The following is a 13900-nucleotide window of genomic DNA, read 5'->3' as shown; positions in this document are numbered from 1 at the left end:
TGGGACGAAAATGGTACACTTCACCCCCTCTGGATTGTTGTTCATGGATACCTGCTAACTACATGTTTAGAATAAGAAAAGGACTTGATCTGCCGATTTCCGGTGTGCCCGATCAGCACGTCGCGCAAGGGGCCAGCATTCGTCATGTCGCTATTTTGGGCGACGATTATGTGGGGATGCGCCCGGCGATGCTGGTGCAAGAGGGCGATCGCGTCATCAAAGGCCAGGCGCTCTTCGAGGATAAAAAAAATCCGGGCGTCTTGTTTACGGCCCCGGCCAGCGGCACCGTTGTGGCGATTCATCGCGGTGAACGCCGCGTGCTGCAATCCGTTGTGATCCGTCTTGAAGGCGATGAGCAGCGCGAGTTTGCGCGTTTTGATGTGGCCGACCTCGCGACACTCAGCCGCGAATCCGTGCAGGCGCAGCTGCTGGCGTCGGGGTTGTGGACGTCACTTCGCACCCGCCCCTTTAGCAAGTCACCGGTTCCGGGAACCGTACCGGCGGCTATTTTCGTTACCGCCATCGACACCAATCCGCTCAGTGCGGATCCGCAGCCTATTATCCTGGCGCAGCGCAAGGCGTTTGATGCCGGGTTGACCCTTTTAACGCGTCTGACGCCCGGGAAGGTCCATGTCTGCCAGGCGAGCGGCGGCAAGCTGGGCGGCCATCCGCAGGGGCAGGTAACGTTTAATGAATTTGCTGGCCCGCATCCGGCGGGGCTGGTTGGCACACACATCCATTTCCTTGAACCGGTGAGTCTGGCAAAACAGGTCTGGCATCTGAATTATCAGGACGTGATTGCCATAGGTATGCTCTTTACCACGGGTGAGCTGTGTGCAGAACGCACGATCGCCATTGGTGGACCGCAGGCGACAAACCCACGTCTGGTGAAGACGCTACAAGGTGCAGATATCAATGAGCTGCTGACCGATGAAACAAAAGCGGGTGAAAACCGCCTGATTTCCGGTTCAGTACTCAGTGGCCGTCATGCCGTTGGCGCGCAGGCTTATCTGGGGCGCTTCCATCTGCAGGTGAGCATCGTTCAGGAAGGGCGTGAGAAAGAGCTGTTCGGCTGGGTTCTGCCCGGTGCAGAAAAATACTCCGTAACCCGCACCACGCTGGGTCACTTCCTGCGCCATAAGCTTTTCAACTTCTCCACCAGCACCCACGGCGGTGAGCGTGCGATGGTACCCATTGGTAACTACGAGCGCGTAATGCCGCTGGATATTCTGCCTACCGTGCTGCTGCGCGATCTCCTTGCTGGCGATACCGACGGTGCGCAGGCGCTGGGCTGCCTGGAGCTGGACGAAGAAGATCTGGCGCTCTGTACCTATGTGTGTCCAGGCAAATACGAATACGGACCCGTATTGCGCGAGGTGTTAACCCGCATTGAGCAGGAAGGATAACGATGGGCTTAAAACACCTCTTTGAAAAAATTGAGCCGCACTTTACCGAAGGGAAGCTCAAAAAGTACTACCCGCTGTATGAAGCGACAACGACCATTTTCTACACGCCGGGGCTGGTGACGAAAGGGGCGGCGCACGTGCGCGATGCCATCGATCTCAAGCGAATGATGATCCTGGTGTGGTTTGCGGTCTTCCCGGCCATGTTCTGGGGCATGTACAACGTCGGCTTGCAGACCATTCCGGCACTGCACCACATGTACGATGCACAGCAGCTGGCGCAGGTGATCCAGTCCGACTGGCATTACCGCCTGGCGCAGTCGCTGGGGGTAAGCTTTGCGGCCGATGCGGGCTGGCTGAGTATGATGACGCTGGGCGCGGTCTTCTTCCTGCCAATCTATATCACAGTCTTTATCGTGGGCGGCTTCTGGGAAGTGCTGTTTGCCATTATTCGCAAACATGAGATCAACGAAGGCTTCTTTGTTACTTCCATTCTGTTTGCCCTGATTGTTCCACCAACGCTGCCGCTCTGGCAGGCGGCGATGGGGATCAGCTTTGGCGTGGTGATTGCCAAAGAGATCTTCGGCGGGACCGGACGCAACTTCCTCAACCCGGCGCTGGCGGGGCGTGGGTTCCTGTTCTTTGCTTACCCGGCGCAGATCTCCGGCGACCTGGTGTGGACGGCAGCCGACGGTTTCTCCGGCGCGACGCCGCTTTCACAGTGGGCGGCAGGCGGCGGCGAAACGTTGGTTAACAATGCTACCGGCCAGCCGGTCACCTGGTTCGATGCCTTTATAGGCAACATTCCAGGTTCCATCGGGGAAGTCTCTACGCTGATGATTTTGCTTGGTGGCGCAATCATTCTCTTTGGTCGCGTGGCCTCCTGGCGCATCGTCGCAGGCGTCATGCTCGGCATGGTGCTTACCGCCACGCTGTTCAACCTCATTGGTTCAGACACCAACGCGATGTTCTCCATGCCGTGGTATTGGCACCTTGTGCTGGGAGGCTTTGCGTTTGGCATGATGTTCATGGCGACCGATCCCGTCTCGGCGTCGTTTACCGATAAGGGTAAATGGAGCTACGGCGTGCTGATCGGCGTGATGTGCGTCCTGATTCGCGTGGTCAACCCGGCCTATCCGGAGGGGATGATGTTGGCCATTCTGTTTGCCAACCTGTTTGCGCCGCTGTTCGACTATCTGGTCGTGCGCGCCAACATTAAGCGGAGGAAGGAGCGTGGCTGAGGTTAAAAATAACGACAGCATCAGCAAAACGCTGCTGGTGGTGCTGGTACTGTGTCTGGTCTGTTCCATTGTGGTTGCTGGGTCTGCCGTAGGGTTAAAACCGCTGCAGCAGGAGCAACGCGCGCTGGATAAACAGCGTAACATTCTCGCCGTGGCCGGGCTGATGCAGGAAGGCATGACGAAGGACGACGTCGCAGACGTGTTTGCCGAACGTATTACCGCGCGGCTGGTGGATCTAAAAACGGGTGAGCTGATGGATAAAGACCCGGCGAAGTATAACCAGGCGCTGGCGCTGAAAGATCCGCAGATGAGCACCGTGCTTGACGCATCGCAGGATCCGGCAGGAATAAAGCGCCGCAGCAACATCGCGGAGATCTACCTGGTGCGTGACGAGCAAAAACGCGTACAGGAAGTGGTTTTGCCGATTTACGGCAACGGGCTGTGGTCAATGATGTATGCCTTTGTGGCACTGGATACCGATGGCCGCACGGTCAAAGGCATTACCTATTACGATCAGGGCGAAACGCCGGGGTTGGGTGGCGAAGTGGAAAACCCTAACTGGCGCGCGCAGTTTGTTGGCAAGAAAGTGCTCGACGATAGCGGTCAGCCCGCGCTGAAGGTGATGAAAGGGGCGGCACGTCCGGGTGACGACTACGCCGTTGACGGCCTTTCAGGGGCGACGCTCACCTCAAACGGGGTGCAGCACAGTTTTGATTTCTGGATGGGCGAACTTGGCTTTGGTCCTTTCCTGAAAAACGTACGTGAAGGAGCGCTGAATAATGGCTGATACGGGTGAACTGAAAGAAGTCAAAAAGGTGCTCATTGGCCCGCTGCTCGCCAATAACCCGATCACGCTGCAGGTGCTGGGTGTCTGCTCAGCCCTGGCGGTGACGACCAAGCTGGAAACGGCGGTGGTGATGACGCTGGCGGTCACGCTGGTTACGGCGTTTTCCAGCATGTTTATCTCGATGATCCGCCACCACATCCCCAACAGCGTGAGGATCATCGTGCAGATGGCGATCATCGCCTCGCTGGTGATCGTGGTCGATCAGCTGCTGCGCGCTTTTGCCTACGAAACATCAAAACAGCTTTCGGTGTTTGTCGGGTTGATTATCACCAACTGTATCGTGATGGGCCGCGCAGAAGCTTACGCCATGAAGATGCCGCCGCTCGCGAGCTTTATGGACGGTATCGGCAACGGCCTCGGCTACGGCGTGATCCTGCTGACGGTAGGGTTCCTGCGTGAGCTGATTGGCAGCGGCAAGCTGTTTGGCATCACGGTGCTGGACACGGTGCAGAACGGCGGCTGGTATCTGCCGAACGGCCTGTTCCTGCTCGCGCCAAGCGCATTTTTCATTATCGGTTTGCTGATCTGGCTGATTCGTACGTTGAAGCCTGAACAGCAGGAAAAGGAGTAACCGACAATGGCTCATTACCTGAGTTTATTTGTGCGCGCGGTGTTTGTTGAAAACATGGCGCTCGCGTTTTTCCTTGGCATGTGTACATTTCTTGCCGTGTCTAAAAAGGTCTCCACGGCATTTGGCCTGGGCGTGGCGGTCACCGTTGTGTTGGGGCTTTCGGTTCCGATTAACAACCTGGTGTTCAACTTCGTGCTGCGGGACGGCGCGCTGGTGGAAGGGGTCGATCTCAGCTTCCTCAACTTCATCACCTTTATCGGCGTGATCGCGGCGTTGGTGCAAATCCTTGAGATGATCCTCGATAAGTATTTCCCGTCGCTGTACAACGCGCTGGGGATCTTCCTGCCGCTGATCGCGGTGAACTGCGCCATCTTCGGCGGCGTCTCGTTTATGGTTCAGCGCGATTACAACTTCAGCGAATCCGTGGTCTATGGCTTCGGTTCCGGCATCGGCTGGATGCTGGCGATTGTGACCATGGCGGGGATCCGCGAAAAAATGAAATATGCCAACGTGCCTGCGGGTCTGCGCGGCTTAGGGATCACCTTTATCACCACCGGCCTGATGGCGTTGGGCTTTATGTCCTTCTCCGGTGTGCAGCTATAAGGGCTAACAGATGGAAATTATTCTTGGCGTGGTGATGTTCACGCTGATTGTTCTGGTGCTGTCAGGGCTGATTCTGGCGGCGCGTGCGAAGCTGGTGAACGCCGGTGATGTCATTATTGATATCAACGATGACCCGCAAAATCAGATCCGTACCCCGGCAGGGGACAAACTGCTCAATACGCTCTCGGGCAATGGGATCTTTGTCTCGTCAGCCTGCGGCGGCGGTGGCTCATGCGGGCAGTGCCGTGTGACGGTGAAAGAGGGCGGCGGTGATATCCTGCCTACTGAACTGTCCCATATCACGAAGCGTGAAGCGAAAGAGGGCTGCCGTCTCGCCTGCCAGGTCGCGGTGCGCCAGAACATGAAGATTGAGCTGCCGGAAGAGATCTTCGGCGTCAAAAAATGGGAGTGCGAAGTTATCTCTAACGATAACAAAGCCACGTTCATTAAAGAGCTTAAGCTGCGTGTCCCTGAAGGGGAGAGCGTTCCGTTCCGCGCGGGCGGGTATATCCAGATTGATTGTCCGGCGCACACCGTGGCGTATGCCGACTTCGACGTGCCCGAGGAGTATCGGGCCGACTGGGACAAATTCAATCTCTTCCGCTTTGTTTCCGAAGTAAAAGAGCCGACGTTGCGCGCTTACTCCATGGCTAACTATCCGGAAGAGAAGGGCATTATCATGCTCAACGTGCGTATCGCCACGCCGCCGCCGAATGTGCCGAATGCACCGCCGGGCGTGATGTCGTCGTATATCTGGTCCCTTAAGCCAGGCGACAAAGTGACGATCTCCGGTCCGTTCGGTGAGTTCTTTGCCAAAGATACCGACGCGGAAATGGTCTTTATCGGCGGCGGTGCCGGTATGGCCCCGATGCGCTCGCACATCTTTGACCAGCTCAAACGTCTAAGCAGCAAGCGTAAAATCAGCTTCTGGTACGGGGCACGCTCCCTGCGCGAGATGTTCTACGACGACGAGTTTGAACAGCTGGCGCGTGAGAACCCTAACTTTACCTTCCACGTGGCGCTTTCAGATCCGCAGCCGGAAGATAACTGGACGGGCTATACGGGCTTCATCCACAACGTGCTGTACGAAAACTACCTCAAACAGCACCCGGCACCGGAAGACTGTGAGTTCTATATGTGTGGTCCGCCGATGATGAACGCCGCCGTGATTAAGATGCTTAAAGATCTTGGCGTCGAAGATGAGAACATCATGCTTGATGATTTTGGAGGCTGATGATGCTGACGTTTCTGGCGACCTTTGGCGTCTTTGTGCTGGTGGTGCTCGGCATGTCGTTAGGCTGGATCATCAAGCGTAAAAGCATTCAGGGCAGCTGTGGCGGTATTTCATCTCTTGGGATGGAAAAGGTGTGCGACTGCCCGGAACCGTGCGATGCGCGGAAAAAAAGAATGGCCCGCGAGCAGCAGCGCATCATTTAAGTGTATGCAGGCCGGGTAAGGCAAAGCCGCCACCCGGCGTTTTCACATCTGCTTCTCAATCCTCATTTGTTTACTGTATACTTATCCAGTAATGAGTGAGGGCTTACTATGCGCAAAATAATCCATGTCGATATGGACTGCTTTTTTGCCGCAGTGGAGATGCGTGACAACCCGGCGCTGCGGGATATTCCCATCGCCATTGGCGGCAGCCGCGTGCAGCGCGGTGTGATCAGCACCGCCAACTATCCCGCGCGCAAATTTGGCGTGCGCAGCGCCATGCCGACTGCGATGGCCTTAAAGCTTTGCCCTCATCTCACGCTTCTGCCCGGTCGGTTTGATGCTTATAAAGAGGCCTCAATTCATATTCGGGAAATCTTCTCCCGCTACACCTCACTGATAGAACCGCTGTCGCTGGACGAAGCCTATCTGGATGTGACCGACAGCGTGCATTGCCACGGCTCCGCCACGCTGATGGCCCAGGAGATCCGCCAGACGATATTCAACGAACTGAATCTGACCGCATCGGCGGGCGTCGCGCCCGTTAAATTCCTCGCTAAAATTGCTTCAGATTTAAATAAACCCAACGGTCAATACGTCATCACCCCTGAAGAGGTGCCTGCGTTTTTGAAAACCCTACCGCTTGGCAAAATACCCGGCGTGGGGAAAGTCTCTGCCGCAAAGCTGGAAAGCATGGGGTTGCGCACCTGCGAAGACGTGCAGCGAAGCGATCTCGCCATGCTGCTTAAGCGCTTTGGAAAGTTTGGTCGCGTGCTGTGGGAGCGCAGCCAGGGCATTGATGATCGAGATGTGAACAGCGAACGGCTACGGAAATCCGTCGGCGTTGAGCGCACCCTCATTGAAGATATTCATGACTGGTCCGAGTGCGAGGCCATTATCACGGAACAGCTTTACCCTGAGCTGGAGCGACGCTTAACCAAGGTGAAGCCGGACCTGCTGATCGCCCGTCAGGGCATCAAGCTAAAATTCAACGATTTCCAGCAGACCACGCAGGAACACGTCTGGCCACGTCTGAATAAAGACGATCTGATTGCGACCGCAAAAAAGGCATGGGAAGAGCGCCGGGGCGGGCGAGGGGTGAGGCTGGTGGGATTGCACGTCACGCTGCTGGACCCGCAGCTGGAACGACAGCTGGTATTGGGATTGTAAAAAAGCCCGGTGCGCTACGCTTACCGGGCCTACGTTTTTCACCCTCTTCCTGTGGGAGAGGGCTGGGGGAGGGTATTACTTAGCAGGAATCGCTTTCAGCAGCTCAGTCAGCAGCGTCCAGTAATGGCCGACGCTTTCGATATGAACCTGCTCATCCGGTGAGTGTGGACCGGTGATGGTTGGCCCGATAGACACCATGTCCATGTCAGGATACGGCTTCTTGAACAGACCGCATTCCAGACCGGCGTGGATAACCTGAATGTTCGGGGTGCTGTTGAACAGACGCTGGTATGTTTCACGCACCAGTGCCATGACCGGAGAGCTTGCGTCCGGCTGCCAGCCCGGGTAGCTGCCTTTCGCGGAGGTTTTTGCGCCCGCCAGCGTGCCCAGAGACTCCAGCATGCTCACTACGTACTCTTTACCGCTGTCGATCAGGGAACGGATCAGGCAGATGATCTCTGCACTGTCGTCGCCCATGGTCACCACGCCCACGTTCAGGGAGGTTTCTACCACGCCTTTCGCGACGTCAGAGTTGCGGATCACGCCGTTTGGCGTCGCATTCAGCAGCTGAACGAAGGTGTCACGAGACTGTGCGGTCAGGGCGGCTTTATCCGTGGTCACGGATTCCAGCACTACGGTCAGGTTCTTCTCTTTCTCAGAAAGTTCGTTTTTCAGGATATCAAGATAAACGCTGGAGAGCTTTTTCAGCTCGTCTGCTTTTGCCGCGGGTACTGCTACGGTGGCGAAGGCTTCACGTGGGATCGCGTTACGCAGCGTACCGCCGTTGAAATCGACCAGACGCAGATCCAGCTCAGCCGCGTGACCCGCCAGGAAGCGTGCCAGCAGTTTGTTGGCATTACCGAGACCCAGGTGAATATCGCCGCCGGAGTGGCCGCCTTTCAGCCCTTTCAGCGTCAGCTTGAAGGTCTGGTAGCCTGCGGGAATCGCTTCACGAGACAGCGGCAGGGTAGAAATGAAATCAATCCCGCCCGCGCAGCCCATGTAGATCTCGCCTTCTTCTTCGGAGTCGGTGTTGATCAGGATGTCCGCCTGCAACCAGTTGGCCTGCAGACCGAACGCGCCGTCCATGCCTGCTTCTTCGGTCATGGTCAGCAGCACTTCCAGCGGACCGTGCTCAACGCTGTCGTCAGCCAGCACCGCCAGCGCAGAGGCCATACCGATGCCGTTATCCGCGCCCAGGGTGGTGCCGCGCGCTTTCACCCACTCGCCGTCGATGTACGGTTGAATCGGGTCTTTAGTGAAGTCGTGAACGGTGTCGTTGTTTTTCTGCGGAACCATGTCCAGGTGCGCCTGCAGCACAACCGGTTTACGGTTTTCCATGCCTGCGGTGGCAGGCTTGCGGATCAGAATGTTGCCAACCTGGTCGCGCTCGGCGTGCAGACCTTTTTCCTTCGCCCAGCCCATAATGTGTTCGGCAAGCTGTTCTTCATGGTAGGAAGGGTGTGGAATGGAACAGATTTTGGCAAAAATATCCCACAGCGGTTGTGGAGATAACTGAGACAGTTCAGACACGATAAGTCTCCTTGTCGATGCGCTGCAAACGGGGTTGCAGGTCACAGGGTTAGCAGGTTAATAGTTACCACAAGACAGGCTTGCGAGATGCATCTGAGAATACCACTTTCTCCGACGGCGGGTAGCATAAAGCATGTAAAAACTCAGGCTCGGGGCGCTAAACACTGGTTTTTAGTGCGTCAGATCTCTATAATCTCGCGCAACCTATTTCCCCCTCGAACACTTTTTAAGCCGTATATAAACAGGCTGGGACACTTCACATGAGCGAAAAATACGTCGTCACCTGGGACATGTTGCAGATTCACGCACGCAAACTGGCTGCGCGTCTGATGCCTTCCGAGCAGTGGAAAGGCATTATTGCCGTTAGCCGCGGCGGTCTGGTACCGGGGGCGCTGTTGGCACGTGAGCTGGGTATTCGTCATGTCGATACCGTATGTATCTCCAGCTATGACCACGACAACCAGCGCGAGCTGACCGTGCTGAAACGCGCGGAAGGCGACGGTGAAGGCTTCATCGTTATTGACGATCTGGTCGATACCGGTGGTACCGCGGTGGCTATCCGTGAAATGTATCCAAAAGCGCACTTCGTCACGATCTTCGCAAAACCGGCGGGTCGCCCACTGGTTGACGATTACGTGATTGATATCCCGCAGGATACCTGGATTGAACAGCCATGGGATATGGGCGTGGTCTTCGTACCGCCTATTTCAGGCCGTTAATCCCAGTACGTAACTTTACACGCCCGGCAATGCCGGGCGTTGTTCTTTTTATCCTGCCACGCGTTACAATGGACGTTATATGACGTATCCATGGAGGCAACGCAATGACGCAGGCGAATCTCACCGAAACTCTCTTTAAACCCCGTTTCAAACACCCTGAAACGTCGACGCTGGTGCGTCGGTTTAATCCGGGGACCATGCCTGCCGTCCAGTCTGCGTTAGACGGTAAAAACGTGCCCCACTGGTATCGCATGATTAACCGCCTGATGTGGATCTGGCGTGGTATTGATCCGCGTGAAATCCTTGACGTGCAGGCGCGTATCGTCATGAGCGAATCTGAACGGACCGACAGAGAGCTTTACGATACGGTGGTGGGCTATCGCGGCGGTAACTGGATCTATGAATGGTCGAAGCAGGCGATGCTCTGGCAGCAAAAAGCCAGCCAGGAAGAGGATGCCACGCGCAGCGGCAAGCACTGGCTGCATGCGGCCAATCTCTATGCCATTGCCGCGTATCCACATCTGAAAGGTGATGAACTGGCGGAACAGGCCCAGGCGCTGGCGAACCGTGCTTACGAAGAGGCGGCGCAGCGTTTGCCGGGCCAGATGCGCGAGCTTGAGTTCAGCATTCCTGGTGGCGCACCCGTCACCGGGTTCCTGCATATGCCGGAAGGCGAAGGCCCGTTCCCGACCGTACTGATGTGCGGTGGGTTGGATTCCCTGCAAATTGATTATTACAGCCTGTTTGAGCGCTACTTCGCACCAAAAGGGATCGCGATGCTGACGCTCGACATGCCTTCTATTGGTTTCTCGTCGAAGTGGAAATTGACTCAGGATTCGAGCCTGCTGCACCAGCATGCGCTTAAAGCTCTGGAGAATATTCCCTGGGTTGACCATACCCGCGTGGCGGCTTTTGGCTTCCGATTTGGGGCGAACGTTGCGGTGCGTCTTGCCTATCTTGAATTTTCGCGCCTGAAGGCTGTGGCCTGCCTGGGCCCGGTGGTTCACGCGCTGCTCAGCGATCCAGCCCGTCAGGGCAGCGTGCCGGAGATGTACCTTGATGTGCTGGCCAGTCGTCTTGGCATGCATGATGCATCAGACGAAGCGCTGCGCGTTGAGCTCAATCGTTACTCGTTAAAAACGCAGGGGTTGCTGGGACGCCGCTGCCCAACGCCGATGCTGTCAGGTTTCTGGAAAAACGATCCGTTCAGTCCGGAAGAAGAGTCGCGCTTAATCACGTCGTCATCTTCGGATGGCAAGTTGCTTGAAGTGCCATTCAGCCCGGTGTATCAGAATTTTGACAAGGCGTTAAAAGAGATTACACGCTGGATCGCGCAGAGATTGTGTTAATAGATTGCTAAATTTTGATGGTTTGGTAAAACAGTGGCTTCACAAAAGGAGATCGCAATGACGTTACCGAGTGGACATCCGAAAAGTAGACTGATCAAGAAGTTCATGGCTCTTGGCCCGTATATTCGAGAAGAGCAGTGTGAAGAGAATCGCTTTTTTTTCGACTGCCTGGCTGTTTGCGTCAACGTGAAGCCTGCACCCGAAAAACGTGAATTCTGGGGCTGGTGGATGGAAATGGAAGCAGAGGAAAGACGCTTTACCTACAGCTACCAGTTTGGCCTGTTTAACAAAGACGGTTACTGGCAAGCGGCACCTATTAAAGATCAGGAAGTGATCGACCGCCTGGAACATACGCTGAAAGAGTATCTCGGCAAGGCTAGCGCGCTGCTGGCAACGCTGGATCTGAAGCTGGAGCCTGCGGATGATTTTTCCAGCGAGGCGGTTAAGCTGACCGCCTGATAGTCTTCTCCCTCTCCCTGTGGGAGAGGGCCGGGGTGAGGGCACCAGACCGCATTAATCCCCGACAATAAAAAAACCGGCATCAAGCCGGTTTTTTTATTTCCACACGATTAGAACTGGTAGGTCATACCCAGCGCGACGATATCATCGCTGCTTACACCCAGTTTATTGTCGTCATCAATCTGGTTGATTTTATAATCAACAAATGCGGACATGTTTTTGTTGAAATAATAGGTTGCGCCTACGTCGATATATTTCACGATATCTTCGTCGCCAATGCCTTCGATGTCTTTGCCTTTAGACTGAACATAGCCAACGGATGGACGCAGGCCAAAGTCAAACTGATATTGCGCAACCACTTCGAAGTTTTGCGCTTTATTCGCGAAACCACCGGAGATTGGGGCCATATTGCGGGTTTCTGAATAAATAGTAGCCAGATAAATATCATTGGCATCATATTTCAGACCGGTTGCCCAGCCTTCGGCTTTTTTACCTTCACCGCGCGTCAGCAGGTTCTGCTCGTTGGTGCGATCGGAGTTAGCATAAGCACCAATGACAGAGAAATCGCTGCCGCCGAAGTCATAGCTCAGAGACGTACCGAAGCCATCCCCGTTCTGCTTTTTCACGTCGCGGTTTTCATTTTTGCCCTGGTATTGCAGGGTCATATCCAGACCGTCCACCACGCCAAAGAAGTCGGTGTTACGATAGGTGGCAAGACCGGAGGCACGCTTGGTCATGAAGTTGTCGGTTTGCGCCAGACCATCGCCGCCGAACTCAGGGAACATATCGGTGTAGGATGCGACGTCATACAGCGCCCCCAGGTTACGACCGTAGTCCAGGGAACCAAAGTCTTTTAATTTAAGCCCGGCAAACGCCAGACGCGTTTTCTGAGAAGAGTCGCTCTCTGCTTTGTTTCCGGCAAATTCTGCTTCCCAGCGGCCATAGCCCGTCAGCTGATCGTTAATCTGCGTTTCACCTTTAAAGCCGAAACGCACGTACGTCTGGTCACCGTCTTTAGCGTCATCATCACTGAGGTAGTGCATTGCTTTTACTTTGCCGTACACGTCCAGTTTATTACCGTTCTTATTATAAACCTCTGCTGCGTGAACAGATGCGGAAGCCACAACGCCCATTACCACTAATGCCAGAGTGCTCTTTTTCATTTTCAATCCTGAGTTTTATATACGCGCTAATATTCGCTGAACGCTAAGCCGACGCTTATGTTCCGTGAAAAAACAGGAAGGGTTTTATCGTCCGCGGGTGAACGTTTTATGACAATTTAAGAATATGTTTAAAAAAGTATGTTTTAATTTTTCAGTAATAAATTTGTCAAAATCAGCCGCTACGCTTCCTGATCCCGCGCAACAAAGTGTTTTGCTTTGTGCTAAGGCAGTTGGCAACGGGGCTGAGTCCTGTTAAAACGTTCGTTCGACATCATTTTCCCTTATCGTTGAACGGCAGAGAATCATGAGTGACAGCCAGACGCTGGTGGTAAAACTCGGTACCAGTGTGTTAACAGGCGGATCGCGCCGCCTTAATCGCGCCCACATTGTTGAGCTTGTACGTCAGTGCGCTCAGCTGCATGCCGCAGGGCATCGTATTGTTATCGTGACCTCCGGGGCGATTGCCGCCGGGCGTGAACATCTGGGTTACCCCGAACTCCCCGCGACGATAGCCTCTAAACAGCTGCTGGCCGCCGTGGGACAAAGCCGACTCATTCAACTCTGGGAGCAGTTGTTCTCTATCTATGGTATTCATGTCGGGCAGATGCTGCTGACGCGTGCGGATATGGAAGACAGAGAGCGTTTCCTGAACGCGCGCGATACGCTGCGTGCGCTGCTGGATAACAATATTGTTCCGGTTATTAATGAAAACGACGCCGTGGCCACCGCTGAAATTAAAGTGGGTGATAACGATAACCTCTCTGCGCTGGCGGCGATTCTGGCCGGTGCCGATAAACTCCTGCTTCTGACCGATCAGCAGGGGCTGTTCACCGCCGACCCGCGTTCTAACCCGGAAGCCGAACTGATCACCGATGTTCACGGCATTGACGATGCCCTGCGCGCCATCGCCGGTGACAGCGTTTCAGGTCTCGGAACTGGCGGAATGGGCACCAAGCTGCAGGCCGCCGACGTCGCGTGCCGTGCCGGTATCGACACCATTATTGCTGCGGGCAGCCGTCCGGGCGTGATTGGTGACGTGATGGAAGGCATCTCTGTCGGCACCCGCTTCCACGCTCAGGAATCCCCGCTGGAAAACCGCAAACGCTGGATATTTGGTGCGCCTCCTGCGGGTGAACTCGTCGTCGATGAAGGGGCCACTGCCGCGATTCTGGAACGAGGGAGTTCATTACTTCCTAAAGGAATTAAAAGCGTGACAGGCAACTTCTCCCGTGGTGAAGTGATCCGCATCCGTAGCCTTGAAGGCCGCGACATCGCACACGGCGTAAGCCGCTATAACAGCGACGCGCTGCGCCGCATCGCGGGCCACCATTCGCAGCAAATCGATGCCATTCTGGGCTACGAGTATGGTCCGGTTGCCGTACATCGCGATGACATGATTATTCGTTAA

At 55.2% G+C, this 13900-nt stretch carries 14 protein-coding genes; 12 read left to right on the top strand and 2 right to left on the bottom strand.

Annotated elements, in window-relative coordinates; all coding sequences use genetic code 11:
• Positions 1-62 precede the first annotated feature (62 nt).
• From KW829_RS16875 to dinB, 8 genes are all read left to right on the top strand, one after another.
• A complete protein-coding gene (locus KW829_RS16875) occupies positions 63-1406 on the top strand; it encodes a Na(+)-translocating NADH-quinone reductase subunit A (protein ID WP_218308677.1) in 1344 nt (447 codons plus the stop codon).
• A gap of 2 nt (positions 1407-1408) precedes the next feature.
• Positions 1409-2644 carry an NADH:ubiquinone reductase (Na(+)-transporting) subunit B gene (locus KW829_RS16870; RefSeq protein ID WP_218308676.1) on the top strand — a complete coding sequence of 412 codons (1236 nt, stop codon included), beginning with the start codon at positions 1409-1411 and terminating at the stop codon, positions 2642-2644.
• Positions 2637-3431 carry a Na(+)-translocating NADH-quinone reductase subunit C gene (locus KW829_RS16865; RefSeq protein ID WP_010427893.1) on the top strand — a complete coding sequence of 265 codons (795 nt, stop codon included), beginning with the start codon at positions 2637-2639 and terminating at the stop codon, positions 3429-3431. Before KW829_RS16870 ends, KW829_RS16865 begins: the two co-directional genes overlap by 8 nt.
• Positions 3424-4062, top strand: coding sequence for an NADH:ubiquinone reductase (Na(+)-transporting) subunit D (locus KW829_RS16860; protein ID WP_014882676.1), 639 nt, complete (start codon positions 3424-3426; stop codon positions 4060-4062). Before KW829_RS16865 ends, KW829_RS16860 begins: the two co-directional genes overlap by 8 nt.
• Positions 4063-4068: 6 nt before the next feature.
• Positions 4069-4665 (top strand): NADH:ubiquinone reductase (Na(+)-transporting) subunit E, encoded by a 597-nt coding sequence (gene nqrE / locus KW829_RS16855; protein ID WP_003863217.1) that lies wholly within the window; start codon positions 4069-4071, stop codon positions 4663-4665.
• Positions 4666-4675: 10 nt separating this feature from the next.
• The gene (gene nqrF, locus KW829_RS16850) at positions 4676-5899 is read left to right on the top strand and encodes an NADH:ubiquinone reductase (Na(+)-transporting) subunit F (RefSeq protein WP_089598130.1); all 1224 of its coding nucleotides are present in this window, start codon (positions 4676-4678) and stop codon (positions 5897-5899) included.
• Between the two features lie 2 nt (positions 5900-5901).
• Positions 5902-6102 carry a (Na+)-NQR maturation NqrM gene (gene nqrM, locus KW829_RS16845; protein ID WP_172701397.1) on the top strand — a complete coding sequence of 67 codons (201 nt, stop codon included), beginning with the start codon at positions 5902-5904 and terminating at the stop codon, positions 6100-6102.
• 108 nt (positions 6103-6210) lie between these two features.
• Positions 6211-7269: a DNA polymerase IV gene (gene dinB, locus KW829_RS16840; RefSeq protein WP_010427901.1), complete on the top strand. Its 1059-nt coding sequence runs from the start codon at positions 6211-6213 to the stop codon at positions 7267-7269.
• Between the two features lie 75 nt (positions 7270-7344).
• On the opposite strand, the gene pepD is transcribed toward dinB, so the two are convergent.
• Positions 7345-8802: a cytosol nonspecific dipeptidase gene (gene pepD / locus KW829_RS16835; protein WP_010427902.1), complete on the bottom strand. Its 1458-nt coding sequence runs from the start codon at positions 8800-8802 to the stop codon at positions 7345-7347.
• A 260-nt stretch (positions 8803-9062) separates the two neighbouring features.
• On the opposite strand from pepD, the gene gpt reads away from it, so the two are divergent.
• The 3 genes from gpt (at position 9063) to crl (ending at position 11329) form a co-directional block, all read left to right on the top strand.
• On the top strand, positions 9063-9521 hold the full coding sequence (gene gpt / locus KW829_RS16830) for a xanthine phosphoribosyltransferase (RefSeq protein ID WP_010427903.1): 459 nt from the start codon (positions 9063-9065) through the stop codon (positions 9519-9521).
• Between the two features lie 104 nt (positions 9522-9625).
• Entirely contained in the window at positions 9626-10870 is a 1245-nt protein-coding gene (frsA, locus tag KW829_RS16825; RefSeq protein ID WP_218308675.1) for an esterase FrsA, read from the top strand.
• A 57-nt stretch (positions 10871-10927) separates the two neighbouring features.
• The gene (gene crl / locus KW829_RS16820) at positions 10928-11329 is read left to right on the top strand and encodes a sigma factor-binding protein Crl (RefSeq protein WP_218308674.1); all 402 of its coding nucleotides are present in this window, start codon (positions 10928-10930) and stop codon (positions 11327-11329) included.
• Between the two features lie 110 nt (positions 11330-11439).
• Here crl and phoE read toward each other — a convergent pair whose 3' ends face one another.
• The gene (gene phoE, locus KW829_RS16815; RefSeq protein ID WP_010427906.1) at positions 11440-12492 is read right to left on the bottom strand and encodes a phosphoporin PhoE; all 1053 of its coding nucleotides are present in this window, start codon (positions 12490-12492) and stop codon (positions 11440-11442) included.
• Between the two features lie 304 nt (positions 12493-12796).
• Between phoE and proB the strand changes: the two genes are divergently transcribed.
• On the top strand, positions 12797-13900 hold the full coding sequence (gene proB / locus KW829_RS16810) for a glutamate 5-kinase (RefSeq protein WP_089598125.1): 1104 nt from the start codon (positions 12797-12799) through the stop codon (positions 13898-13900).

Origin of the sequence: Enterobacter sp. ENT02, assembly GCF_019219165.1 — a bacterium.
GTDB lineage: Bacteria > Pseudomonadota > Gammaproteobacteria > Enterobacterales > Enterobacteriaceae > Enterobacter > Enterobacter mori.
The sequence above is the reverse complement of the archived record's forward strand: the minus strand, read 5'-3'. Positions and strand labels throughout refer to the sequence as shown.

Excerpts from the sequence above, each read along its gene's own strand:
- KW829_RS16875 (WP_218308677.1), top strand. The coding sequence starts at position 63 with ATGTTTAGAATAAGAAAAGGACTTGATCTGCCGATTTCCGGTGTGCCC.
- KW829_RS16870 (WP_218308676.1), top strand. The coding sequence starts at position 1,409 with ATGGGCTTAAAACACCTCTTTGAAAAAATTGAGCCGCACTTTACCGAA.
- KW829_RS16860 (WP_014882676.1), top strand. The coding sequence starts at position 3,424 with ATGGCTGATACGGGTGAACTGAAAGAAGTCAAAAAGGTGCTCATTGGC.
- nqrE (WP_003863217.1), top strand. The coding sequence starts at position 4,069 with ATGGCTCATTACCTGAGTTTATTTGTGCGCGCGGTGTTTGTTGAAAAC.
- nqrF (WP_089598130.1), top strand. The coding sequence starts at position 4,676 with ATGGAAATTATTCTTGGCGTGGTGATGTTCACGCTGATTGTTCTGGTG.
- nqrM (WP_172701397.1), top strand. The coding sequence starts at position 5,902 with ATGCTGACGTTTCTGGCGACCTTTGGCGTCTTTGTGCTGGTGGTGCTC.
- dinB (WP_010427901.1), top strand. The coding sequence starts at position 6,211 with ATGCGCAAAATAATCCATGTCGATATGGACTGCTTTTTTGCCGCAGTG.
- gpt (WP_010427903.1), top strand. The coding sequence starts at position 9,063 with ATGAGCGAAAAATACGTCGTCACCTGGGACATGTTGCAGATTCACGCA.
- frsA (WP_218308675.1), top strand. The coding sequence starts at position 9,626 with ATGACGCAGGCGAATCTCACCGAAACTCTCTTTAAACCCCGTTTCAAA.
- crl (WP_218308674.1), top strand. The coding sequence starts at position 10,928 with ATGACGTTACCGAGTGGACATCCGAAAAGTAGACTGATCAAGAAGTTC.
- phoE (WP_010427906.1), bottom strand. The coding sequence starts at position 12,492 with ATGAAAAAGAGCACTCTGGCATTAGTGGTAATGGGCGTTGTGGCTTCC.
- proB (WP_089598125.1), top strand. The coding sequence starts at position 12,797 with ATGAGTGACAGCCAGACGCTGGTGGTAAAACTCGGTACCAGTGTGTTA.